The sequence below is a fragment of the Streptomyces sp. IBSBF 2435 genome (assembly GCF_036815005.1).
Lineage (GTDB): Bacteria > Actinomycetota > Actinomycetes > Streptomycetales > Streptomycetaceae > Actinacidiphila.
This window is the reverse complement of the sequence record NZ_JAJSYW010000020.1, coordinates 38,727-59,094: the sequence shown is the minus strand read 5'-3', so window position 1 is coordinate 59,094 and position 20,368 is coordinate 38,727. Positions and strand designations below refer to the sequence as shown.

Here is a 20,368-nt window from a genome sequence, read left to right as displayed (position 1 = left end):
GCGATCCTGATGGCGCTTGGGCTCCTCCGTTCTTCCCTCTGGGATCACTCACTTGCCGAACGGATACTGCGCACTGCACTTGCGGATACTGCCACTGCGGTACTGCTTACGGCGGCCCCTGATCACTGCGGGCCACCCGGTCCGGTCGTCAGTCCCGTCGCCGTCNCTGCTGCCCGGCAGTTCGTCTCTGCCAGGCCCTGCTGTCCTTCTGGCTACGAGAGAAACCATAGCCGAGCCGCCATCCAATGTCTACTCCAGCCGACATAGATTTCCGCGTGTTCGACGGTGAGGTAATCAACCTCGAACGCCGGGCGGCCTTCGGTCACCGGAGTCGCGGCCGGCGCGAGGGTGACCCCGCCGGGCCGCGAGTACAAAGGGGTCGGATCGCATGATTCGTGCAGTATGTACCCATGTCGAGCTATCTCTACCGACTTGCCCGGTTCGCCTACCGGAGGCGGAGGCTGGTCCTGGCGCTATGGCTCGCAGCTGCCGTGGCCGCCATCGCCATCGGCCAGGCCAGCGGCGGCAAGACCAATGACAACTTCACCATCCCGGGCACCGAGTCGCAGAACGCGTCCAACGTCCTCAAGGCCAAGCTGCCGGCCTTCGGCGGCGGCCAGAGCACGATCGTGTTCGCCGCCCACGGCAGCGCGAAAGTCACCGACCCGGCGCTCAAAGGCGTGATCACGGCGGCCCTCGGCAAGCTCAGGTCCGTGCCCCAGGTCTCCACCGTCGTGGCTCCGTACGCGAGCGGACTGGTCTCGAAGAGCGGGCAGATCGCCCTCGGGCAGGTGCAGTGGACGGCGCAGCCGGCCGACGTCAAGGACGCCGACCTCGACCAGGTCAAGGACGCCATGAAACCGGTGCGGGCCGCCGGCGTCCAGGTGGAGTACAGCGGCAGCGTCTATCCCGGCTGGCGGCTGGTGGTCTCCGAGCTGCCGGAACTGGCGGGCCTGGTCGTCGCGTTCATCATCCTGATGATCACCTTCGGGGCCTTCGCGGCGGCCGGCATGCCCATCCTGGGCGCGATCATCGGGGTGATCACCACCCTGATGGGCGTCACGGCCGTCGCGTCCGTGGTGACGATCGCGTCGGCGTCGACGACGGTCGCGCTGATGCTCGGCCTGTCCTGCGGCATCGACTACGGCGTCTTCATCCTCTACCGCCACCGCACCAACCTCCTCAACGGCATGACGCCCGAGGAGTCGGCGCCGCTGGCCATGGGCACGGCGGGCAGCTCCGTGGTCTTCGCCGCTCTCACGGTGATCATCGCGCTGTGCGGGCTGACCGTGGTGGGTATCCCCTTCCTGACGGTGATGGGCCTCGCCGCGGCGGCGTCCGTCACGGTCGCGCTGCTCATCGCCCTGACGTTCCTGCCCGCGGTGCTCGGCTTCGCCGGGCTCAAGGTGGCCACCTTCACCCGTCTGCCGCTGCTGGGCAAGCACGTCGAGCGGGTCGCCCGCAGGTCCGCCGCCGATCCGGGCAGCCCGGCCGGCGCCCGCTGGGCCCGGCTGGTCGTACGCCGCCGGATCGTCATGCTCGCCGGCGGCGTCGTCCTGCTCGGCGTCCTCGCGATCCCGGCCCTCAGTATCCGGCTCGGTCTGCCCAGCGGCGCGTCGAAGCCGACGAACAACACCCAGCGCAAGGCGTACGACCTGACCACCGAGGGCTTCGGCGCCGGGTTCAACGGCGCGCTGCTGATCGTCGTCCAGGACGTCCGGCAGCCCTCGGACACCCTGAGCATCGCGGGCGCGCTGGCGAAGGAACCCGACGTCCAGCAGGTGACGCCGGTGACCGCGAAGAACGGCACCTCGCTGGTCCGGCTGATCCCCAGGTCGGGGCCGAACGACCCGTCCACCGCCTCGCTCGTGCACCGGCTGCGCCGCGACCGGGCGTCGATCGAGGGCACCACCGGCACGCGGATCCTGGTCGGCGGCACCACCGCGTCCAACATCGACGTCTCCGCCAAGCTCTCCAGCGCGCTGCCGGTCTTCCTGGCCGTGGTGGTCGGCCTGGCCTTCATCCTGCTGACCTTCGCCTTCCGGACCATCCTGGTGCCGGTCAAGTCGATCCTGGGCTTCCTGCTGTCGATGTCGGCGGCCCTCGGCGCACAGGTGGCGGTCTTCCAGTGGGGCTGGGGCCGCCATGTCTTCGGGATCACCCCGTCCGAGACGATCAGCTTCCTGCCGATCATCATGCTGGCGATCATCTTCGGACTGTCCAGCGACTACGAGGTCTTCGTCGTCTCCCGGGTCAAGGAGGACTACACCAAGAACGGCGACGCCCTGCGGGCCGTCGAGCGCGGCACGGGGGTGTCGGCCCGGGTCGTCACGGCCGCGGCACTGATCATGTTCTTCATCTTCGTGGCCTTCATGTTCACCGACGACCCGACCATCAAGGCGATCGGCTTCAGCTTCGCGGCCGGCGTCTTCCTCGACGCCTTCGTGGTCCGGCTCACCCTGGTCCCGGCCGTCATGGCGATCGTCCGCGCCAAGCTCTGGTACCACCCCCAGTGGTTCTCCCGGCACATCCCCGACCCCGACATCGAGGGGCAGCGCCTCGAACACGACCTCGCCGGCGGCAAGCTCCCGCGCGCCGGCGGCCCCGCCCGGACCGGGCTGTGACCTGCGCGGTCCTGGCCGGGGCCGCCTTCCGCCGCCCTCACACGATGATGTGCGGCAGGAACCGCGCGTAGGCGTCCGTGACCAGGCCGGCGGACTCGCGGATGCCGAGCCCGGCCGCCTCCTCGCCCACCACCCAGGCGCCGAGGACGACATGGTTGCCGTCGAAGACGGGCAGCGGAGCCAACTGCTGGTAGCAGGTGCCCTCCGCCGAGCCGGCAGGGGCGGCGGAGGCGGCGCCGGAGCCGGCGGGCGGGGGCCCAGGCGCCGACCCGTCCGGCTTTACGGCGTGAACCGGCTCGCGCGCCGCTTCGTGCACCGTGATGCCCGCACCCTCGCGCCCGAAAAGCGGCTTGGCCACGTAGCCCGCGCCGGCGGCGAGTTCGCGCGGGCCGTCCAGGTAGGCGGGGAGCAGGTGGGGATGACCGGGGTTGCGCTCCCACAGGATCGCCAGCAGCGCCTTGTTGGACAGCAGCATCTTCCACGCGGGCTCGATCCAGCAGGTGCTGCCCGTGCCGCCGCCGTTGTCGAGGGTGGCCAGCACGTGCGGGCCGAACGCGTCGGTCGCGAGCCATTCCCACGGGTAGAGCTTGAAGCAGCTCCGTATGAAGCGCAGTTGCTCGTCGACGAACCGCTCCGACAGCCCGTCCCAGCCGATGTCCTCGACGGCCAGCGCGACGGTCTCCAGGCCGGCCTGCTCGGCGGTCTCGCGCAGATACGCCACGGTCATCAGGTCCTCGCCGATCTCATCGGCCTGGGTGTGCGCGAAGTGCACCGGCCCCGGCGGCAGAAGGCCCGCCTGCTCGCGCCAGCGCGCCACGAGCCGGTCGTGCAGCGAATTCCACTGGTCCGCGCCGGGGAAGCGGTCCTCCAGCCAGAACCACTGGGCGGCAGCCGCCTCGACGAGTGAGGTCGGCGTATCGGCGTTGTACTCCAGCAGCTTGACGGAGTCCGCCGCCGTGCCCGACTCGGCGCCGCCGCCGTAGCGCAGGTCGAACCGCCCGTACAGGGAGGGCAGCTCGTCGCGGCGGCGCCATGACTCGACGATCCGTGCGACGAGCCCGCGGTCGGTGATGCCGAGGTCGGCGAAGCGATCCTCCGCCACCATGTGCGCGGCGGCGTCCAGGCACAGCCGGTGCAGCTCCTCCACCACGGCCTCCAGCGCCTCGACCTCCGGCAGCGTGAAGGCGTAGTAGGCGCTCTCGTCCCAGTACGGACGCAGCACGCCGTCCGGGTGCCGGGTCAGCGGATACACCACCCCCTGCTCCTCGACGATGCGCTGCCACTGCGGCCGCGGTGCGATCGTGTGCCGCCGCATACGGCGAACCCCCCTGATACCTGTGTCCGTTGTCCTGGTGCGTGTGCCGCTGAGCCGCCGTCAGCTCCCGCCGGAGCCGTGCCCGCCCTCGCCGCCCTTGCCGCCACCGGACCCGCCGCCGAAACCGCCGCGCTTGACCGCGGACTTGTCGAAGCCGCCGCCGGACACCTTGCCGTTCTTCACCGAACCGCCGTAGTAGTAGCGGCCCGGGCCGCCGTCGTGGCAGTCGCGGTCGTTCAGCTTCTTGTACGTCGTCGGGTCGACGCACCGCTTGTCCGGGCCGCCCGAGGAGCACGAGACGAGGGCGGCCGCGAGCAGCCCCACACTCCCGAGCATCACGACTCCCGAACGGAGCCTGCGTTCCTGCGATGCCATCGAACATTCCCTTCCCCCGTGCGGCCCCGGCCCGGCCGGTCACCCCGGCTGCGGCGCGGCCACTGTGCCTACTCGACGGCGGATACCCGCGGACGGCGGGCGCAGTCGGAGCCTTTCGCGCGGCGGCACCCCGGAACCGGCCTCCGGCTCCACGGCCCCGCCGCAAAGGGGCATGGTCGCACGGGTGCCGCGACAAGGAACCACGGGGGCGAAGGCGCGGCCCGGCGGCCTCAGGCCGGTCCGTCGGCCGCTTCGCCCGGGGTGCGGTTCACGGCCCCGCGGGCTCCGGCTGCCAGGTGGCCCGTACCAACGCCCGCTCCACACCGGCCAGATAGACGGCCGAGGCGAGCCAGGCCCGCGCGTAGCTGTCGGGGTCGGCCTCGCCGGTGCGGCCGAAGACGTCCCGGGTACGCCGGTCGGCCTCGGCGGTGAGGCCGGCCGCCAGGTCCGCGGCCGTACCGAAGCCGCCGCGGCGCAGCGCCGCCCCGCCGCCGCTCCGGTCGCCGTCGCGCGCGGGCTCGGCGACAGCTCGGCGGCCACCCGACACCGCGACGTCGACCAGTCGCCGAAGCCGCCACAGGGGGGCCTGCGCCAGCGGATCGGAAGGCACGGCGCCCAGGTCGTCCGGGGCGGGCACGACAGCGGGCGGCGGGAGGTGGACACCCTCCAGACGGTCGTAGCCCAGGTCGGCGCGGCCCTTCCAGTCCGCGGGCAGCCGCAGCGTCGCCTCGGTGTCGGGCAGCGGGGCGACCGCGAGCGGGCGCAGCGTCGCGGCGCGGTCGGGGTCCAGACGGCCGATCGCACGCAGCCTCAGCCCCGGACGGGACGCGAGCCGGCGGAAGTTGGCCGTATGGGCGAGGTCGGGATGGCCGTTGGACGGGGCCAGCCGGATCAGCAGGCCCTCCGTGTCCGGCCGTCCGGGCAGCAGCTCCCGGGCGATCAGCTGCTCGCCCGCCGCCCCGACGAGCAGCAGGTCGCACCCGACCAGCTCGCGCTCCGCCTGCCCGGCCCGTTCCGGGTCGGCCTCCGGAGCCGCGGCGAGCCGTTCGGCGACGGCCTCGCCCAGGGGACGTGCGAACAGCGCGGCAAGCGGCCCCGACGTCCACGGCAGGCCGCTGACCGCCGTGGCCCGCACGCCCTTGCCCGCGCCGAGACGGCCGTCGGAAGAGACCGTCGCGCCGGAGATCAGCAGTCCGCCGCGGGAGAGCTGGGAATGGTCGAGGCTTCCCGAGCCGAGCGCCACGGTGGCCGTGGCCGCGCCCTTCGCGCGGGCCGGTCCGCCGGGCTTGACGTCGGCGATGGAGAACCAGCGCCCGTCCTCGGAGACGAGATGGGTGACGACACCTCCGTAGCCGGTGGCCGCGATCACCGGTTCCCTGCACACCCCGTGGACCCGCAGGCCGCCGGCCGGGCGGTAGGCGCGCCGGGCGGTGCCGACCAGCGCGTGCTGCGGGGCGGGGCTGCCCAACAGGGCGGTGGTGAGCAGGAGTTCCCGCAGATTCGCGACCAGGTCGGCCAGCCGGTGGCCGTCGTGGCGGGCGCGCGCGCCACGCAGCCCGCGCAGGACCCGCAGGGCGGCTGCCTCGGCGCGGTGCAGCCCGGCCACCCGGGCGGTGTGCGCGGCCCGCAGCAGCTCGGCCTGCGGAACAGCGCCCGCGGCCGGCACCCCGGCGGTGAGCACGGCCGCGGCGGCGGCCCACAGTTCGGCCGCGGCGGCCACCTGGCCAGCGGTCAGCGCCACGGGCTCCTCATCGGCCCCCGCGGCAGCGCCGGGCTCGCCGCCCGCCTGCCCCGCCGTGCCCTGCGGCGCGCTGTCGCCCTCGGAAGCGGGCACCGCCTCCGCGTCGGCGACCGGGCACGCGCTCAGGACGGCGGCCCGGTGAAGACACCGGGGCGCGAGCAGGCAGCTGCACACCGCCTGGTCCGCGTCCGTGACCGCGCCGGAGGGGCCGGGCGTGAGCGTGACCTCGGCGTCCTGTCCGCACCGCACCCGCCGCAGGGCGCCGTCGGCCACCACCGGCACGGCCGCGTACGACTCGATCGCGGCGTCCAGCTTCTTGCGCAGCCGGGAGGTCAGCGTCTCGACGGCTGAGGCGACCACATCGGGGGCCGCCGGGGGCAGTTCGGGGTTCATCGGACCTCTCCGCGGAGGCGGTCGCCCACCCAGCGGGCGAGGGCGAGGGGACTGAGCGCGGCGACGGGCATACCGGCCGCGGCGAGCTGCTGGGCGACGGGCACCGAATAGCGCGGGGCGCCGGAGTCGTCCAGGGCGGCGCACCCCATCAGATGCACCCCGGAGGCCGCCAGCGCCCTCACCTCGCCGAGGAGTCCGCCCAGCGGGTAGCCCTCCTCGAAGTCGCTCACCACCACCACGAGGGTCCGGCTGGGCACGGTGACCAGCGAGCGGGCGTGGGCGAGCCCGGCCGCGATGTGGGTGCCGCCGCCGACCCGTACCTCCAGCAGGAGCGACAGGGGGTCGTCCACCCGGTCCGTCAGGTCGATCACGTCGGTCGAGAAGGCGAGGAAGTGCGTGGACAGGGTGGGGACACCGCCCAGGACGGCCGCGGTCAGCGCCGACCAGACGACGGAGGCCTCCATCGACCCGGACACGTCGACCACCAGGACCAGGCGCCAGTCCGCCTCCTTGCGCGAGCGGGTGCTGAACACCGGCCGCTCTGGTACGACCACGGTCCGCCCGTCCGCCGTTCTGCGCGCGTGGGCGAGGTTGGCCCGCAGGGTGCGCGGCAGGTCGAGCCGGCCGCCGGGACGCCTGGTGGGGCGCGGTGTCGCGAGCCCCGTCAGGGCCGGACGCATCCGGGTGGCGAGCTCCTTGGCCAGTTCGTCGACCAGGCGGCGCACCAGCGGGCGGAGCCTGGCCAGCCGCTGTTCCGGCATCCCGCCGGCGAGGGACAGCACGGAGGTCAGCAGGTCGACCGACGGGCGGACCGCCGCGGGGTCGAGTTCGGCCAGCACGTCGGCACGCCCCTGGTCGGCGGCGAGGGCCAGGACCTCCTCGCGGACCTCGGCGCCGAACAGCGCCTCCAACTCCCCGGCCCATTCGCGGGCGGTCGGGAAGGACGCGTCCTGCCCGCCGCCCTGGCCGCCGGCTTCCCGGCCGAGGTCCGCGGAACCCTCACCGCGACCGGTGCCGTACAGCTCGTCCAGCGCGTGCGCGTAACGGCGGGCGTGCTGCGGGAGGTGCTCGCTCTCCCGGCCGAGGAGCAGCCGCCACCGGTCGGCGGGGCCGATCCGGAGCGCGGCGTCCGTGGCGGCGGGCGCTCGCGCGGGGCGTGGTGCGGCCGAGGCGACGGGCGGGGAGCCGCCGGCTGATGCGTCAACCGTCCCCGTGGGCAGTCCCAGGGCGCGCAGGGCGGTACGTCCTTCCGCGTCGGCGGCCGTCCACAGCGCGAGTAGCTGGGGCGCGGCCGTCAGCGACAGGTCGAGGCGGTCGCCGAGCCGCTCGGTCACGGTGTGCAGCAGGCGGTCGCGACCCGCGGGGCTGAGCGTGTCGAAACCCCCGCGCAGGGCCGGCAGCCGGTCGAGGAAGTCCTGGTCGGGGAGTGTGTCGATGCGGTCAAGCAGCGGGTCCGTCGCCGCCGGGGCCGACTGGAGCAGCGCGGACGCGCCGCTGAGCAGTCCGCTGAGCCGGCGGCTCAGCGCACGCCGTGCCTCGGGACCGGTGGCCGTGTCGATCCAGCCCGCCGTACGGGCGCCGAGGGTGCCGGCGTCGTCGAGGTCGAGCAGGACCCGGGCGGCCAGCGCGGCGCCCTGGACCAGCGGGGAGCCGGTGCGGGCGAGGGTGTCGAGGGCGTCGTCCATCCGCAGCCCGAGGCGGTGTTCGCCGGCCCGCGAGGCCAGTTCGATGAGCGCGGCGGTGTCCTCGGGCCGGTCGCTGCCCGCCAGCCCGGGCAGGGCGCGTACCGCCGACTCCATGAGGTCGGTGGCCAGTTCGGCGGCGGTCCGCCTGCTGCCGGCAGTCGTGCCGGGCAGATGGCCGCGGCGCAGCGCCTCCAACAGGTCCAGTGCGGCGAGGAGTTCGGGGAGCGTGGCGGCGGCGGGGAGCAGTTCGGCGGCGTCGGCCAGGCGCTCCTCCACCAGGGCGGGCAGGTCGCAGCGGGCGGCGGCGCCGAGTGCCCCGAGGACGTCGGCGCAGGTGGGGCCGCCGTCCGCCGCCTGACCCCGGAAGGTCTCCCGCAGGGTGCCCTCCGCGGCCAGGGCCGCGGTCACACCCCTCACCCCGGCCAGGTCCAGTCGTACCGGGACAGCCGGGGTCCACGACACGCGCCAACGGGTGGTGAGGGCAGCCGCGTCGCCCGTACCCGCCACCGTGACGGCCTCGCCGTATCCCGTGCCGCACACGGCGAGGCGCTGGAGCAGGATCTCGCGGCGGCTGTCCAGGGCGGAGCGCAGCGGGTCGAGCCGCACCTCGCGCGGGGCGGGGTCGTCAGGGCCCGGCAGTTTCAGCGCGGCGGCCTCCGCCTCCACGCTCGGCCCGAGGCCGGAGCGCGGTGTGCCGGGCGCGATCCGGCCCCGGGCGGCGCCGACCAGGACCACCTGGAGCGCTCGCGCGAGGGCCCGGCCGCGGCCGAGCGGCTCGCCCTGGCCCATCACGGCCGTGAGGGCTTCGAGGACCTCGCCCCGTCCCGGAGCGGCGAGTCCGCGCACCCCGGCGAGGTCGCAGGCCATCCGCACGGTCTCGGCTGCCTCGCCCGTACCGGCGGGGTGCCCGGCCGCGCGCAGTTCACGGCACACGTCGGTGATCGCCCGCGCTGCGGCGCCCCGGATCCGCTCGGGGTCGCCGCCGGCCTCGAACACCGCCTGCTGCCAGCGCGGATCCCGGATCCCCGCCGGATAGCCGGAACGGGAGTCCAGGAGATCGAAGGCGTACGGCACGAGGGAGGTGACGACGCCCGTGTGCTCCGCGGCGCTGTCGGAATCGCATGCCGCGTACACCGCCCCGGCTCCCGGCACCGCGTCCGTGCCGCGAGCCGGGCCGGCACCGGTCAGCGCCGGGGCGTGGAAGGCGCCGACGACGGCGGCGACCCGGCGCCCGCCATCCTGGGCGCGCGCGATCGCCCGGCGCATGTACGCCTCGCGGGCCAGGTCCACCGCCGGGATCCCCCCGGCGGCTGCGGCGTCGCTGCGCAGCGCCCATCCGACCCCGAGGGCGGCGCGGCGGATCGCCTCGGCGGCCGATCCGGGGGCGAGGACCTCGACGCAGCGGTCCCACAGGTCGTCACCGTCACGGCCTGTCCCGGACGCGGCGAGCGCGGTCGCGAATGAGGCGGGCCCGGCGGTCGCCCGGGCGGCGGGGGCCACTTCGGCGACGGCGGTCCGCATGCGGGGTACGGGCACGGGACTGTCCGCGCTCCGCTGCGGATCGTGCGCGGCGGCGGTCACTCCGGCGGCGGCGGTCCGTGCGTCGGGCACCGGGACCGGCGCCGGCACGGGGCCGTCCGCGCTCCACGCCGGATCGGACATCGGCAGATCGCAGCACACGACGTCCGCCCCGTGCTCGCGGGCCCAGCGGACCGCGGCCAGTTCGGGGGAGAAGTCGGCGAACGGGTAGAAGCCGAGCCGCCCGTTCCCGTCCGCTCCGGCGAGGGCGACCGGTGCGACGGTGCCGGGCGCGGCCAGATGGGTGAGCCACCGCTCGAAGTCGGCGGGCAGCTCCACGCACACCACGTCCGCCCCCGAGGCGTCGAGCAGGGCGGGCACCGCCGCCGCGAGCGCCGGGCTGTGGTGCCGGACGCCCAGCAGATACGGCTCCGTGGAGCCGGCGAGGGCGGTGACGGCCGCCCGTGGATCCGGGGTGTGTGTCACCGGAGGTTCTCCCGCAGGTCCCAGAGCCGGCGCCACAGCGCGGAACCGTCCTCGGCGCGGCGGCGCACCGGGCCGTCCCAGTAGCCGAGGAGCCGGGCGTGGTCGGCCGGGTCGTCCTTGCGGACGACGCCCAGGAGGTGGCCGGGGACCAGGTCGAGGGAGTCGGCGCCCGGGAGGTAGGCGGCGGCCACCCCGAGGGAGACGGCGACCTGTACGGCCTCGGCCGTGGACATCACCGTGCCGGGCTTTTCCACATCCCAGCCCTCCGCTGACCGGCCGGCCCGCAGATCGCGGAAGACGGTGACCAGGACGTCCAGGACCGCGTCGTCGACGCCGAAGGCCGCGCCCGCCCTTTCCACGGCGGCCACCGCCTGGTGCCGTACGAGCGCGGTCTCCGCCTCGATGTCGGCGATCGGGTGCACCGTCTCGAAGTTGAAGCGGCGCTTGAGCGCGGCGGACATCTCCGAGACGCCGCGGTCGCGCAGGTTGGCGGTGGCGATGACGGTGAAGCCGGGGGCCGCCGCGACCTGCGCGCCGTCCGTGCCGGACAGCTCGGGCACGCTCATCCGCCGGTCGGACAGGATCGACACCAGGGCGTCCTGCACTTCGGGCAGGCAGCGGGTGATCTCCTCGACGCGGGCCACCCGCCCGGCGCGCATGGCGGCCAGCACCGGGGAGTCGACGAGCGCCGCGGAGGTGGGGCCCTGGGCGAGCAGCAGGGCGTAGTTCCACCCGTAGCGCAGGGCGTCCTCGGTGGTGCCCGCGGTGCCCTGGACGGTCAGGGCGCTGGTGCCGCAGACGGCGGCGGACAGCAGTTCTGAGAGCATCGACTTGGCCGTGCCGGGCTCGCCGACCAGCAGCAGGCCGCGTTCCCCCGCGAGGGTGACCACGCACCGCTCCACCAGGGCGCGTTCGCCGACGAATTTGGGGGTGATCGCCAGCCGGTCCGGCAGTGTCCCGTGCCGCTCGGGGAGCTTGAGCGTCTCGCCGCCGCTGCCGCAGACAAAGGTGATCACGGCGCGCGGTGTCAGCCGCCAGCCGGGCGGGCGGGGGCCCGTGTCGTGGGCGGCGAGGAAGGCGAGTTCGGTCGCGTGGCGCTCCTCGGCGGGCAGCGTCTGCCGGGCCGGGAGGGTCCTCGCCGTGTCGGTCGGGGTCATGCGTGTCCTTGTTCGTCAGGTCGGGTGCGTCGTCGTGGCAGGGGGTGCCGGGGGGGGGGGGGGGGGGGGGGGGGGGGGGGGGGGGGGGGGGCGCGCGCCCCCCCCCCCCCCCCCCCCCCCCCCCCCCCCGCGGGTACGTCAGCGGCGGCGCCCCCGCCGTACCTTGAGCTCCTCGAACCGGGGGCCGCCGTCCTCGCGGACCCGCTGCCAGGCCCTGCGGTACAGCTCCGCCGCCGGTTCCGTCGGCACGACCGCGCCCAGCAGCGCGTCCTCCTCCGCCAGCAGGTCGCGGAACAGCGGCGCCTTCCACCGCTCCAGCGGCACGTGCGGTGCTTTGGGGTCCACCCAGCCACCGGGCAGGAAGAGCGAGCGCCCGGCCCTGGTGCGGACGGCCTCCACCACCAGGTCGGTGGCGGCCAGTTCGGCGCGGGCGGCCTTGAGCCGGGCCGGCTTCCACCCCGTCCACCGGGCCGTCATGCGGTCGGTCGGGTCGGGCATGGCCAGCAGCATCAGATAGAGCCTCGCGGCGTCCTCGCCGACGCCGTGTTCCGTGGCCGCGTCTGCCACCAGATCCGGCACCGAGCGGCCCGGGTCCTGCGGCCACCACGTGCCGTCCGTGCCCCGCCCGCCCGCCCGCGGGTCGCCCGGGTCGGCGAGGAGGGCCGCGAAGGAGGCCGAGCGGGCCAGCCGCAGCGCCACCTCCGCCGGGTCGGGGCGCCCGCCGTCGGCGCGGAGCGCGGGCAGATACGGGTCGTGGCCCGCCTCGTCCAGCAGGGCGACGCGGATACCGGGGGAGGGCAGGTCGTCGTGGGTGGCGAGGATGACCGCGCCGTACCGCTCGAAGCCCTTGCCGACCTCGGTGGGCGCTCCCGCGGTCTTCCGGAAGTCGGGAAGGCCGATGTACCGCCCGAGGTCGAGCACCAGTCCGGGGTGGGCGAGCCGGTCGTGCACGGCGCCGAGCGCGGCGGGCAGCGCGGCGCGGATCGGGTCGCCGGCGGGCAGCCGGTGGGCGAGCCAGGCGGCGAGGCCGATGGAGCCGACCAGCGTCTTCGCGGTGAATCCGGCCGTGTCCTTGCCCACGGGCTTGACCCGGTCCCCGTCGACCGCCCACTCCAGGTCCCGGCTGAGCTGGGGCTCGCCGGCCGGGTGCAGCAGCGCGGGCAGGATCCGGCGGACCTCGTACTGCCCCCGCCTGAACACGCGTACCGCGTCGCTGAGCAATTCCTCGGGCACGGCGGTGCGCCGGCCCACCCGGGAATTCCAGACCTCGGCGGCGGCGGACCAGTCCGGTCCCTCGGTCCACAGCCGGGCCGGCTCGGCGGGCAGCAGCGCGGCCACGACCGCGGCGCGGATCGCGGGGTCGACGCCTTGCAGATCGTCCTTCGCGACCGCCGCAGGAGCCGCCTTCACGCCGATCGCCTCGCGCGCCTCCGCGGTGAGGAACGCCCGCTCGTAGGCGTCTACCTGCGGCAGTCCGGCCACGATGAGCCGGGCCGCGGTCTCGGTGACGCCGGTCAGGCGGGCGAATTCCTCGGCTGCCTGCGGGAACCAGGGCGCCGGTCCGCGCGCGGCCAGCTCCCGGAGGAAGGCGCTGACACGGTCCGCCTCCCCGTCCGCGCCCAGCGGCGCCGACGCCCGCAGGGTGTAGGGCGCGGGTGTCTCGAAGCGCCCGGCCGGGTCGTGGAAGTACCCGCTGAACACGCAGCCGTCGTCGTCCTGCGAGCCGCGTGCCACCAGGGCGACGAAGGAACCGCCGCCCAGCGGCAGCAGCCCGTACCACGCGCCGTCGCGCCACTCGCCCGACGGGGTGCGCAGCGGACCGGCCGCCAGGTGCAGGTCGACCTTGCGCCAGTGCGCGGCCCGGACGTTCGGCACCAAGCCCAGCGCGTCGAACTCGGCGAGCAGCGCGCACAGCGCCGTGCGGTGGTCCTCGGCGGTGGTGCCGGCCGCAGCCCGGAAGGCCATGGCCGCGGCGCGGTCGATCAGTGCCCCCAGTCCGGGCCGGCCGAAGGGCAGCTGACGGCCGTCCAGGTGGAGCCGCGCGGTCTGCCCCGCCTCCTCGGCGCCCGGGCCGCTGCCCGCCCGCTTCATCTCGCGCAGGGTGCGGAAGACGGTGTCGGCCTCGTCGTCGCGGTTCCACCAGTGGCCGGACGAATCGCCGAGGCCGTTCATGGCGTCCAGGAGTACGGCGTCCGCGGGCCCGGCCGGGCCGGTGTCCTCCAGGCCGCCGTCGAGGGCGCGGGTGAGCCGGTCCGCCGCCGCGTCCAGGACGGCCCGCTGACCGGCCGCGTGGCGCACGACCCCGGCGATCCCGGAGACCAGCGCGCTGTGGGTGACCGGGAGGAGGGAGCGGATCGCGTCGGGCAGCGCCTCCTTGTCCTCGTCCGCGGCGGCCGTGAGCAGGGCCGCCGCGGTGTCCCGGTCGAGCTGCCGCAGCGCCGCGGAACCCTCCGGGTCGCGGGCCGTCAGGCACTCCCAGAACTGCACCGGCGGCAGCAGCAGCGAGCCCTCGCCGAAGACACCGGGCGCGCGGTCGGTCTTGGCCACCGAGGTGATGACGCCGTCGGTGTCCACGACGGCGAGCTGCCAGCTGTTGCGGACGACGGCATGCGCCTGTGCGGCGCCGGGGAAGACCACGAGCGCTGCGGGCCGGCCGGAGTTCGCGGGCAGGGTGGCGGTGTGCCCGGCGAGATCCCGCGCACGCACGGAACCGTCGGGCGACTGCACCACGCGCAGGCCGACCAGGCCGTCCACGGGCGCGCAGGCGGGTCCGGCGCCGGGCGTCGGCGAGGGGCGCAGCCGGCCGCCCTCGAAGCTGCTGCCCTCGGGGGCATCGCGCAGCGCGTCGGCGAGGAAGGCGGGCTTGCTCATCCGGCCCCGCTCACCGGTCACCGGGTCGTACTCGTACCAGCCGCGCGCCTGTTCCGCCTCGCTCTCCGCGTGCCACACCCAGTACGAGACGCCGTCGCAGAGCACGTGCCGCTCGGGGGGCACGGTGGTGTCGCCCGCGTGCAGGACGCCGCCGCCGGTGGTCCTGCCGCCGCCGGGCAGGGGCAGCGTGACCGGCATATCGGCCTGGTACCAGTCCATCCGGACACCCCGGGTGCTCCGGGCGCCCTCCAGGGGCTGCGGTCGGTCGGCCCGGGTGTGCCAGTAGCCGCGCAGGCCGCCGCTGCCGTCGCTCCAGTGGACGAGGAGTTCCCCGTCCACGTAGTGGAACCCGGGATCGCCCGTGGCGCTGTTCGCCGGGATCCGCAGGTCGTGGGTCAGGACGGTGCCCTCGGCGCCGATCACCCGGGCCTGGGCCGCGCCCGCCACGATGAGGTGGGGCCAGGCATCGGCGACGACCACGTCCTCGATATCGGCCTGGGGGACGAGTGCGCCGACCGCCTCCTCCCAGGCGGGCCAGCCGAGTTCGTCGAAGAGCCCGGCCCGCAGGGTGCGCTGGAGCACCGGGGCGAGGTCGGTGCCCGCGGCCTCGCGGACCTCCTCCTCGGCCAGCGCCAGCGCCTCGGCGGGCAGCCATTTCAGCCGTGCGAGCGCCTCGGGCAGCTGGGGCAGACCGACCGCGGTGAAGCGCCGTACGACGGAGCGCACCCAGTCCGCGAGCAGCGGGCTGCCGCCAGGCGAGGCCGCCAGCAGCCTGATCGCGCGCAGTGTGCGGTCGTCGCTGCCGAACCGCTCCGCGCCGCGCCGGAAGGCGTCGTGGAAGCGGGCGTCGGCCGCCAGCCGTACGAGGTCGCGCTGCCCCTCGCCGAGCGCCCATTGGGTCAGGAGCAGGACGTCGTTCTTCTCCGGGGCGGCCACCGGAATGTCCAGGGACAGCAGCAGGTCGATCAGGTCGAGATCGTGCAGGACCTTCAACGCGCCGCCCGAGGCGGCGAGTTCGGCCCGCAGCAGATCCGCGGTCCGCACCACCAGCGGGTACAGCTCGGGCATCCGGCCGGACTCCCGCCACGAACGGGCCCGCTCACGGTGGGTCTGGAACCTCTGGAGCCAGCCCGCCGCCCCGTCGCGCGGGCGCTGCTCGCCGGGCAGGGACGTGTCCCACAGGCCCGCCGTGGCACCGGAGTCCGCCAGCAGCCCCAGCCACAGCGCCGGCATCTCGCTGTCCTGGCCGGCCGGGATCACGTCCAGCAGGAGGCCGCGGACGTGCGGCTCGCGCCCGGCCAGGGCGACCAGCGCCGTACGGTGCCCCTTCCACCAGCTGGTCGCCGCCCGCAGCGTGGCCGGCAGGCGCAGGAGTTCGGCCAGATACTCCTGCTCGGTGAGATTCGCGTCCCGGCCGGCGGCCCGGGCCAGCTTGCGCAGGTCGGTCGCCATCCGCGCGGCCGGCGGCAGCCCGCCCGCCGTGCGGCGCAGGCACAAGGTGGTGAAGCGCCGCAGCGCCTCCTCGGGCGGCACCTGCGCCGCCAGTTCCTTCGCGTAGGCGGACAGCACCGTCACCGGGAGGGCGCCGGCCAGCGCGAACTCCAGGAACACGGCGTCCAGCCGCTCCTCCTGGACCTCCAGTCCGTGTTCCGCCTCGGCCTTGCGGGCGCGGGTGAACAGCTGGGCCGCGTAGGTGGTGTTCTCCTCCGCGAGGAACACCCGCCCGGCCTGCTCGTAATACGTCGGCAGGAAGTGCGGCACCGAGGCCGCCAGCCGCTCGCCGAGTTCGACGAAGGCGTCCAGCGCGGCCTTCGGGCGGGACCTGGCCTGCCGGGCCGCCCGCTCCAGGTCCGGCACGACGCCCAGGGCGTGGTGCCCGTCCTGCGGGTGGTGCACCAGCACCCATTCGGGGAAGCCCAGCGACTGGCGCAGCCCGAACCCGACCACGACGGGCTCGGCGTCCTGCGCCAGGCCGAGGAATCCGGCGGCCAGGTCCTCCGCCGCGCCCAGCTCGCCGGCCACCAGACGCACCACCACCCGGTCGTCGAGGCCCGGGTGACGGTACGTCCGCGCCGTCAGCGGCACTCCCCGCTCACCGGCCTCCGGCACGTCGGGCGGCAGCACCGCGCCCGCCGTCAGCAACTCCTCGTACGACACCTGCGTCCCCCCGCTCATGCGTTCTTGCCCTTCTCGATCTCGCGGCCGGCGTACAGCGCCGCCGCCATCCGCATCCCCTCCGACCAGGCCACAGGACCCACCTCGCGCAGCGGCAGGGCGCGGCCGTCGCGGTCCTGCCAGGTGAGGCCGCCGGTCTCGACCGTGTCCTCCCAGTACGGCTCGCCGATCCACACACAGCCCTCGACGGCGTGCCCGCCGTCCCGCACCCGGGTCGTCGCGTAACCCCCGGACACCCGGTAGCCCAGCGAACTCGCGCGCGCGGCGAGCGCGAAGCGGGAGCGGAACGACCCTCCGGCGAACTCCCGCACCTCGGTGGACTCCGCGTCGAGGTCCGCGGGCCGGCGCCACACCGCCCGGTGGATCTGCTCGACGCGCTGGGCGATGCCCAGTTCGGCCGCGAATTCGCGCAGGTCGTCGAGGTCCGGCAGCAGCACCGGGTGGGGCAGCGTCACCGTGCGCGGGGCCATCCGGACGGTCTCGCCGTCCAGATTCACCACTTGCAGCTCGCCGGCCTCGGTGGCGCCGCGCAGGAAGCCCACCTCGTCCGGGTCGTCGCCGACCACGGCCAGATCGCGCAGCGCGGACTGCCAGGCCTCGTCGGGCCACACCCGGGCCAGCAGCCCGGTGGGCACGGGCAGCGAGGACACCATCCACGCGTCGGCCTGCGCGACACACGCGGCGGCGTGCCGGTCGAGCCACTCGGCGAACCGCCGCAGCCGGTCCACCTCCGGGTGGTCCTTGAGCGTGCGCGGCAGCGACTTCAACTGCCGCCCCGCCGACCTCCCCGAGGTGGCGCGCGCCGCTATTCGCCCCTCCACCAGAGCGACTTCGTACCCGTCACCCGCCGACAGCCAACCCACGTGCCACAGCCTTCCGCGTCATCAAGAACACACGATGAGAGCGCAGCTCGGCCAGGGACGTCCTCCCGGACCGAGTGCGACTATGCGCGGAACGTTAGCGGCGGCCACTGACAACACAGCCGGGTGGTCGGCGGCCCGCGCGCCGGCGGCGCTGGGGTGGCTGTCCTCCGGGCCCGGTGCCCGGGGCGGCTACCAGGCCACCGGCAGTGCCCGCAGGCCGCTGAAGAACTCCTTGGAGCGCCAGCTGAGATCCCCCTCCGGGGCGGCGAGCCGCAGGCCGGGCAGCCGGGTCGTCACACGCTCCAGGGCCACCTGGAGTTCGAGCCGCGCCAGGTGCGCGCCCAGGCAGTAGTGGATGCCGTGGCCGAAGCTGATGTGCGGGGTGCCGGGGCGGTCCAGGGCGATGCGGTCGGGGGAGGAGAAGACCTTGGGGTCGTGGTTGGCGGCGGCCTGGGAGACCACGACCGCCTCACCGGCCCGGACCGGGACACCGCCCAGTTCGAGGTCCTCGGTGGCGTAGCGCGGCAGGGTGAGGCCGTTGAGCAGGGGCACATAGCGCAGGAGTTCCTCGACGGCCCGCGGAATCAGCTCGGGCCGGTCCCGGACGGCCGCCAGCAGGTCGGGGCCGCCTGCCCCCGCCTCCCCGGGGAGCAGCAGGACCGCGAAGAAGTTGGCGATCTGGTTGGTGGTGGTGACGAAGCCGCCGATGAGCAGTTCGTTGGCCAGTCCCGTCAGCTCGTCCTGCGTGAGGTCCCCGTTGTCGCAGGCCCGGACCAGCACGGTGATCAGGTCGTCCGCGGGGGCGCGGCGCCGTGCCTCGATCCAGCCGTGCATAAGGCCGAAGAAGTCCTCGGCGTGCCGCTGGACGATCTCGGGCGTGACCCTTCCCGAGCACACGGTGTCGGCCCACGCCCGCACGGCGGCCTGGTCCGGCTCGGGCACTCCGGTGATTTCGCAGATCAGGGTCATGGGCAGCGGAAAGGCCAGGTCCTCGACCAGGTCGGACGGCGGGCCGGCGGCCGTCATCCGGTCGATGAGGGCGTCGGCCACCTGCTGGATGCGGTCGCGGAGCCGTTCGATGCGGCGGGCGGTGAACTCCTTGGCCAGCAGCGCGCGCAACTGGGTGTGGCGCGGGGCGTCGAGGGCGATGAGGCCGCCGCCCGCCCGGGGCATGGGGCCGATGCGGGGCTGGTCGCGGTGCAGGGCCTCCGCCAGGCTGAACCGGGGATCCGACAGGATGGCCCGCACGTCGTCGTAGCGCGTGGCGAGCCAGGCGTCGTCTCCGTACGGCAGCCGGACTCGGGTGGGCGGCCGGTCGCGCAACTGCCGGTATCCGTCCGGGAGGCCGAGCCCCTCGGTGGTCCAGAAGGGGTACGCGAGCGGTTCGGGGGAGAGGCCGGCGGCATGGGGGGGCGCGGTCACGGGGTGCCTTTCTCGGAGGTGCGGGACGAAGCGGCGTGAGCGGGAGCGGTACGGGCTCGGCGGTGCGGGCCGACGGGGATGTCCACATGGGTCGGCAGGGGGGCGCTCGTGTCGAGGGCGGCGGTGAAGCCGATCCCGTCGTCCCGGCAGATGAACTGCATGACCTGGCGCCCGGCGGCTGCGGCGCGGATGAGGCCGCCGGTGGTGGCCCACACCCCGGAGAGGTAGAAGTTCTCCAGGCCGGGCAGGACGGGGCCGTTCTTCTTGACCAGCTCCTCCATCGCCTCGCCGCTCTCCACGAAGGGCTGCCAGCCCAGGAAGGTGCCCTCGAAGCTGCCGGTGTAGCGGATCTGCGTGAGGGGGGTGCAGGTGTCCCGTACCGCGATGGAGACCCTGAGCCCCGGATAGAGCTCTTCGAGGAAGTCGATGACCGCGTCCCTGGTGCGCCGCTTGGCGAGGGTGTACGCCTTGCCGCGCCGGACCGGCAGGGTGTGCAGCTCGGTTCCCCTGCGGGCCCGGCTGAGGCGTTCGGGTCCCTCGGCGAGCTCCCGCCAGGGCGCGGTGTCGGAGAAGTAGGTGGCGTAGATGACGGTGGTGTCCCGGGGCGACAGCTCGGGGTAGAAGTGGCTGCGGAACTGCACGTTGAGGCTCGGATGGCGGATGCCGGTCAGCCGGGAGGCGGTCGCCTCGTCCAGCAGGTGGGTGGTGGTGGGGTCGGCATCCGGGTAGGAGCGGCGCAGGCCGAGGAAGACGCTGGTGTAGCCGGGGAAGACCATGCCGGGCCGGTGCAGCGTCTCGCGGTAGAGGGTGCCGTACTCGCCGTCGAGGTAGCGCCCGCCGAGCAGTTTCAGCAAGGTGCTGGGGCCGTCGCAGGCCGAGACCACGATGTCGGCGTAGTGCCGGCTGCCGTCGGAGAGGCGTACCCCGACCGCCCGGTCGTCCTTGACCAGGATCTCCTCGACCAGGGAGTTGTACGTGATCCGGCCGCCGAGCCGCAGATAGCGCCGCTCGATGGAGCGCGCCAGCTCCAGCGAGCCGCCTTCGGGCACCCCTGCGGAACGGTGGGCCTGCGCGGCCATCTGGAAGTAGAAGGGCAGGACGGGGAAACCCGGGTGCTTCTCGTACAGGACGTAGTTGAAGGCCTCTTTCAGCAGCGGGTCCTTGAAGCGGGTCGAATACTCGGCCATCAGCACCGACATGGAGGTGCGGAAGAGGTTGAAGTACGGCAGGAACCCGGCCAGCATCCGCCAGCGCTCCCGGCGGCTCATCAGCGGAACCGGGGTGAGGAAGGGGTAGGAGGGCAGGCAGGCGATGAATTTGCGCAGGCCCTTGCAGAAGGAGCGGATGGCGCGGGCGTCGGGCGGGGACAGGGACACCAGGTGGGCTTCGAGCCGGTCGGGGTCGCAGTAGAAGTAGACGGTGCGGCCGTCCTGGCCGCGCACGGTGTTGAAGACGTCGAAGTGGCGCATCTCCTTGCCCTGGAGCGCTCCGAGTTCGAGCCAGATCTGGTGCATCTCGTTGCCCGGGCCGTTGCCGAGCAGCCAGCTGACGCAGGCGTCGAAGGTGAAGTCGCCGCGGCCCCAGCCGGTGCAGCAGCCGCCCGGGATCTCGTGCATCTCGAAGACCTGGGTGCGGTAGCCGTTCATCTGGCCGTAGGCACCGGTGGACAGGCCGCCGAGCCCGCCGCCGATGATGATCATGCTGTTTCTGCGGGTGTCCGCCGTCGTGGTGGTCATCTCGCCG

The 20,368-nt window shown here is 74.5% G+C and carries 10 protein-coding genes; 1 reads left to right on the top strand and 9 read right to left on the bottom strand.

Going from position 1 to position 20,368, the window contains the following annotated elements; all coding sequences use genetic code 11:
• The first annotated feature begins 410 nt into the window (after positions 1-410).
• Positions 411-2,624 (top strand): MMPL family transporter, encoded by a 2,214-nt coding sequence (locus V7E46_RS06340; protein ID WP_333767479.1) that lies wholly within the window; start codon positions 411-413, stop codon positions 2,622-2,624.
• A 37-nt stretch (positions 2,625-2,661) separates the two neighbouring features.
• Here V7E46_RS06340 and V7E46_RS06335 read toward each other — a convergent pair whose 3' ends face one another.
• The 9 genes from V7E46_RS06335 to V7E46_RS06295 form a co-directional block, all read right to left on the bottom strand.
• The gene (locus V7E46_RS06335) at positions 2,662-3,939 is read right to left on the bottom strand and encodes a glutathionylspermidine synthase family protein (RefSeq protein ID WP_333767478.1); all 1,278 of its coding nucleotides are present in this window, start codon (positions 3,937-3,939) and stop codon (positions 2,662-2,664) included.
• A gap of 60 nt (positions 3,940-3,999) precedes the next feature.
• On the bottom strand, positions 4,000-4,314 hold the full coding sequence (locus tag V7E46_RS06330; protein WP_333767477.1) for a hypothetical protein: 315 nt from the start codon (positions 4,312-4,314) through the stop codon (positions 4,000-4,002).
• Positions 4,315-4,582: 268 nt separating this feature from the next.
• Positions 4,583-6,448, bottom strand: coding sequence for a hypothetical protein (locus V7E46_RS06325; protein WP_333767476.1), 1,866 nt, complete (start codon positions 6,446-6,448; stop codon positions 4,583-4,585).
• Positions 6,445-10,137, bottom strand: coding sequence for a DUF5682 family protein (locus V7E46_RS06320; protein WP_333767475.1), 3,693 nt, complete (start codon positions 10,135-10,137; stop codon positions 6,445-6,447). The genes V7E46_RS06325 and V7E46_RS06320 overlap by 4 nt, the downstream gene beginning before the upstream one ends.
• Entirely contained in the window at positions 10,134-11,294 is a 1,161-nt protein-coding gene (locus V7E46_RS06315) for an ATP-binding protein (RefSeq protein WP_333767474.1), read from the bottom strand. Before V7E46_RS06315 ends, V7E46_RS06320 begins: the two co-directional genes overlap by 4 nt.
• A gap of 138 nt (positions 11,295-11,432) precedes the next feature.
• Positions 11,433-16,340 carry a DNA-binding protein gene (locus tag V7E46_RS06310; protein WP_333767473.1) on the bottom strand — a complete coding sequence of 1,636 codons (4,908 nt, stop codon included), beginning with the start codon at positions 16,338-16,340 and terminating at the stop codon, positions 11,433-11,435.
• Complete coding sequence (locus V7E46_RS06305) at positions 16,337-17,203, bottom strand: DUF4132 domain-containing protein (RefSeq protein ID WP_333767472.1); 867 nt, start codon at positions 17,201-17,203, stop codon at positions 16,337-16,339. The genes V7E46_RS06310 and V7E46_RS06305 overlap by 4 nt, the downstream gene beginning before the upstream one ends.
• Before the next feature lie 189 nt (positions 17,204-17,392).
• Positions 17,393-18,625 (bottom strand): cytochrome P450, encoded by a 1,233-nt coding sequence (locus V7E46_RS06300; RefSeq protein WP_333767471.1) that lies wholly within the window; start codon positions 18,623-18,625, stop codon positions 17,393-17,395.
• Complete coding sequence (locus tag V7E46_RS06295) at positions 18,622-20,361, bottom strand: phytoene desaturase family protein (protein ID WP_443054016.1); 1,740 nt, start codon at positions 20,359-20,361, stop codon at positions 18,622-18,624. Before V7E46_RS06295 ends, V7E46_RS06300 begins: the two co-directional genes overlap by 4 nt.
• Positions 20,362-20,368 lie beyond the last annotated feature (7 nt).

Coding starts and splice junctions, on each gene's coding strand:
- V7E46_RS06340 (WP_333767479.1), top strand. CDS start 411: ATGTCGAGCTATCTCTACCGACTTGCCCGGTTCGCCTACCGGAGGCGG.
- V7E46_RS06330 (WP_333767477.1), bottom strand. CDS start 4,314: ATGGCATCGCAGGAACGCAGGCTCCGTTCGGGAGTCGTGATGCTCGGG.
- V7E46_RS06310 (WP_333767473.1), bottom strand. CDS start 16,340: ATGAGCGGGGGGACGCAGGTGTCGTACGAGGAGTTGCTGACGGCGGGC.
- V7E46_RS06315 (WP_333767474.1), bottom strand. CDS start 11,294: ATGACCCCGACCGACACGGCGAGGACCCTCCCGGCCCGGCAGACGCTG.
- V7E46_RS06335 (WP_333767478.1), bottom strand. CDS start 3,939: ATGCGGCGGCACACGATCGCACCGCGGCCGCAGTGGCAGCGCATCGTC.
- V7E46_RS06325 (WP_333767476.1), bottom strand. CDS start 6,448: ATGAACCCCGAACTGCCCCCGGCGGCCCCCGATGTGGTCGCCTCAGCC.
- V7E46_RS06295 (WP_443054016.1), bottom strand. CDS start 20,361: ATGACCACCACGACGGCGGACACCCGCAGAAACAGCATGATCATCATC.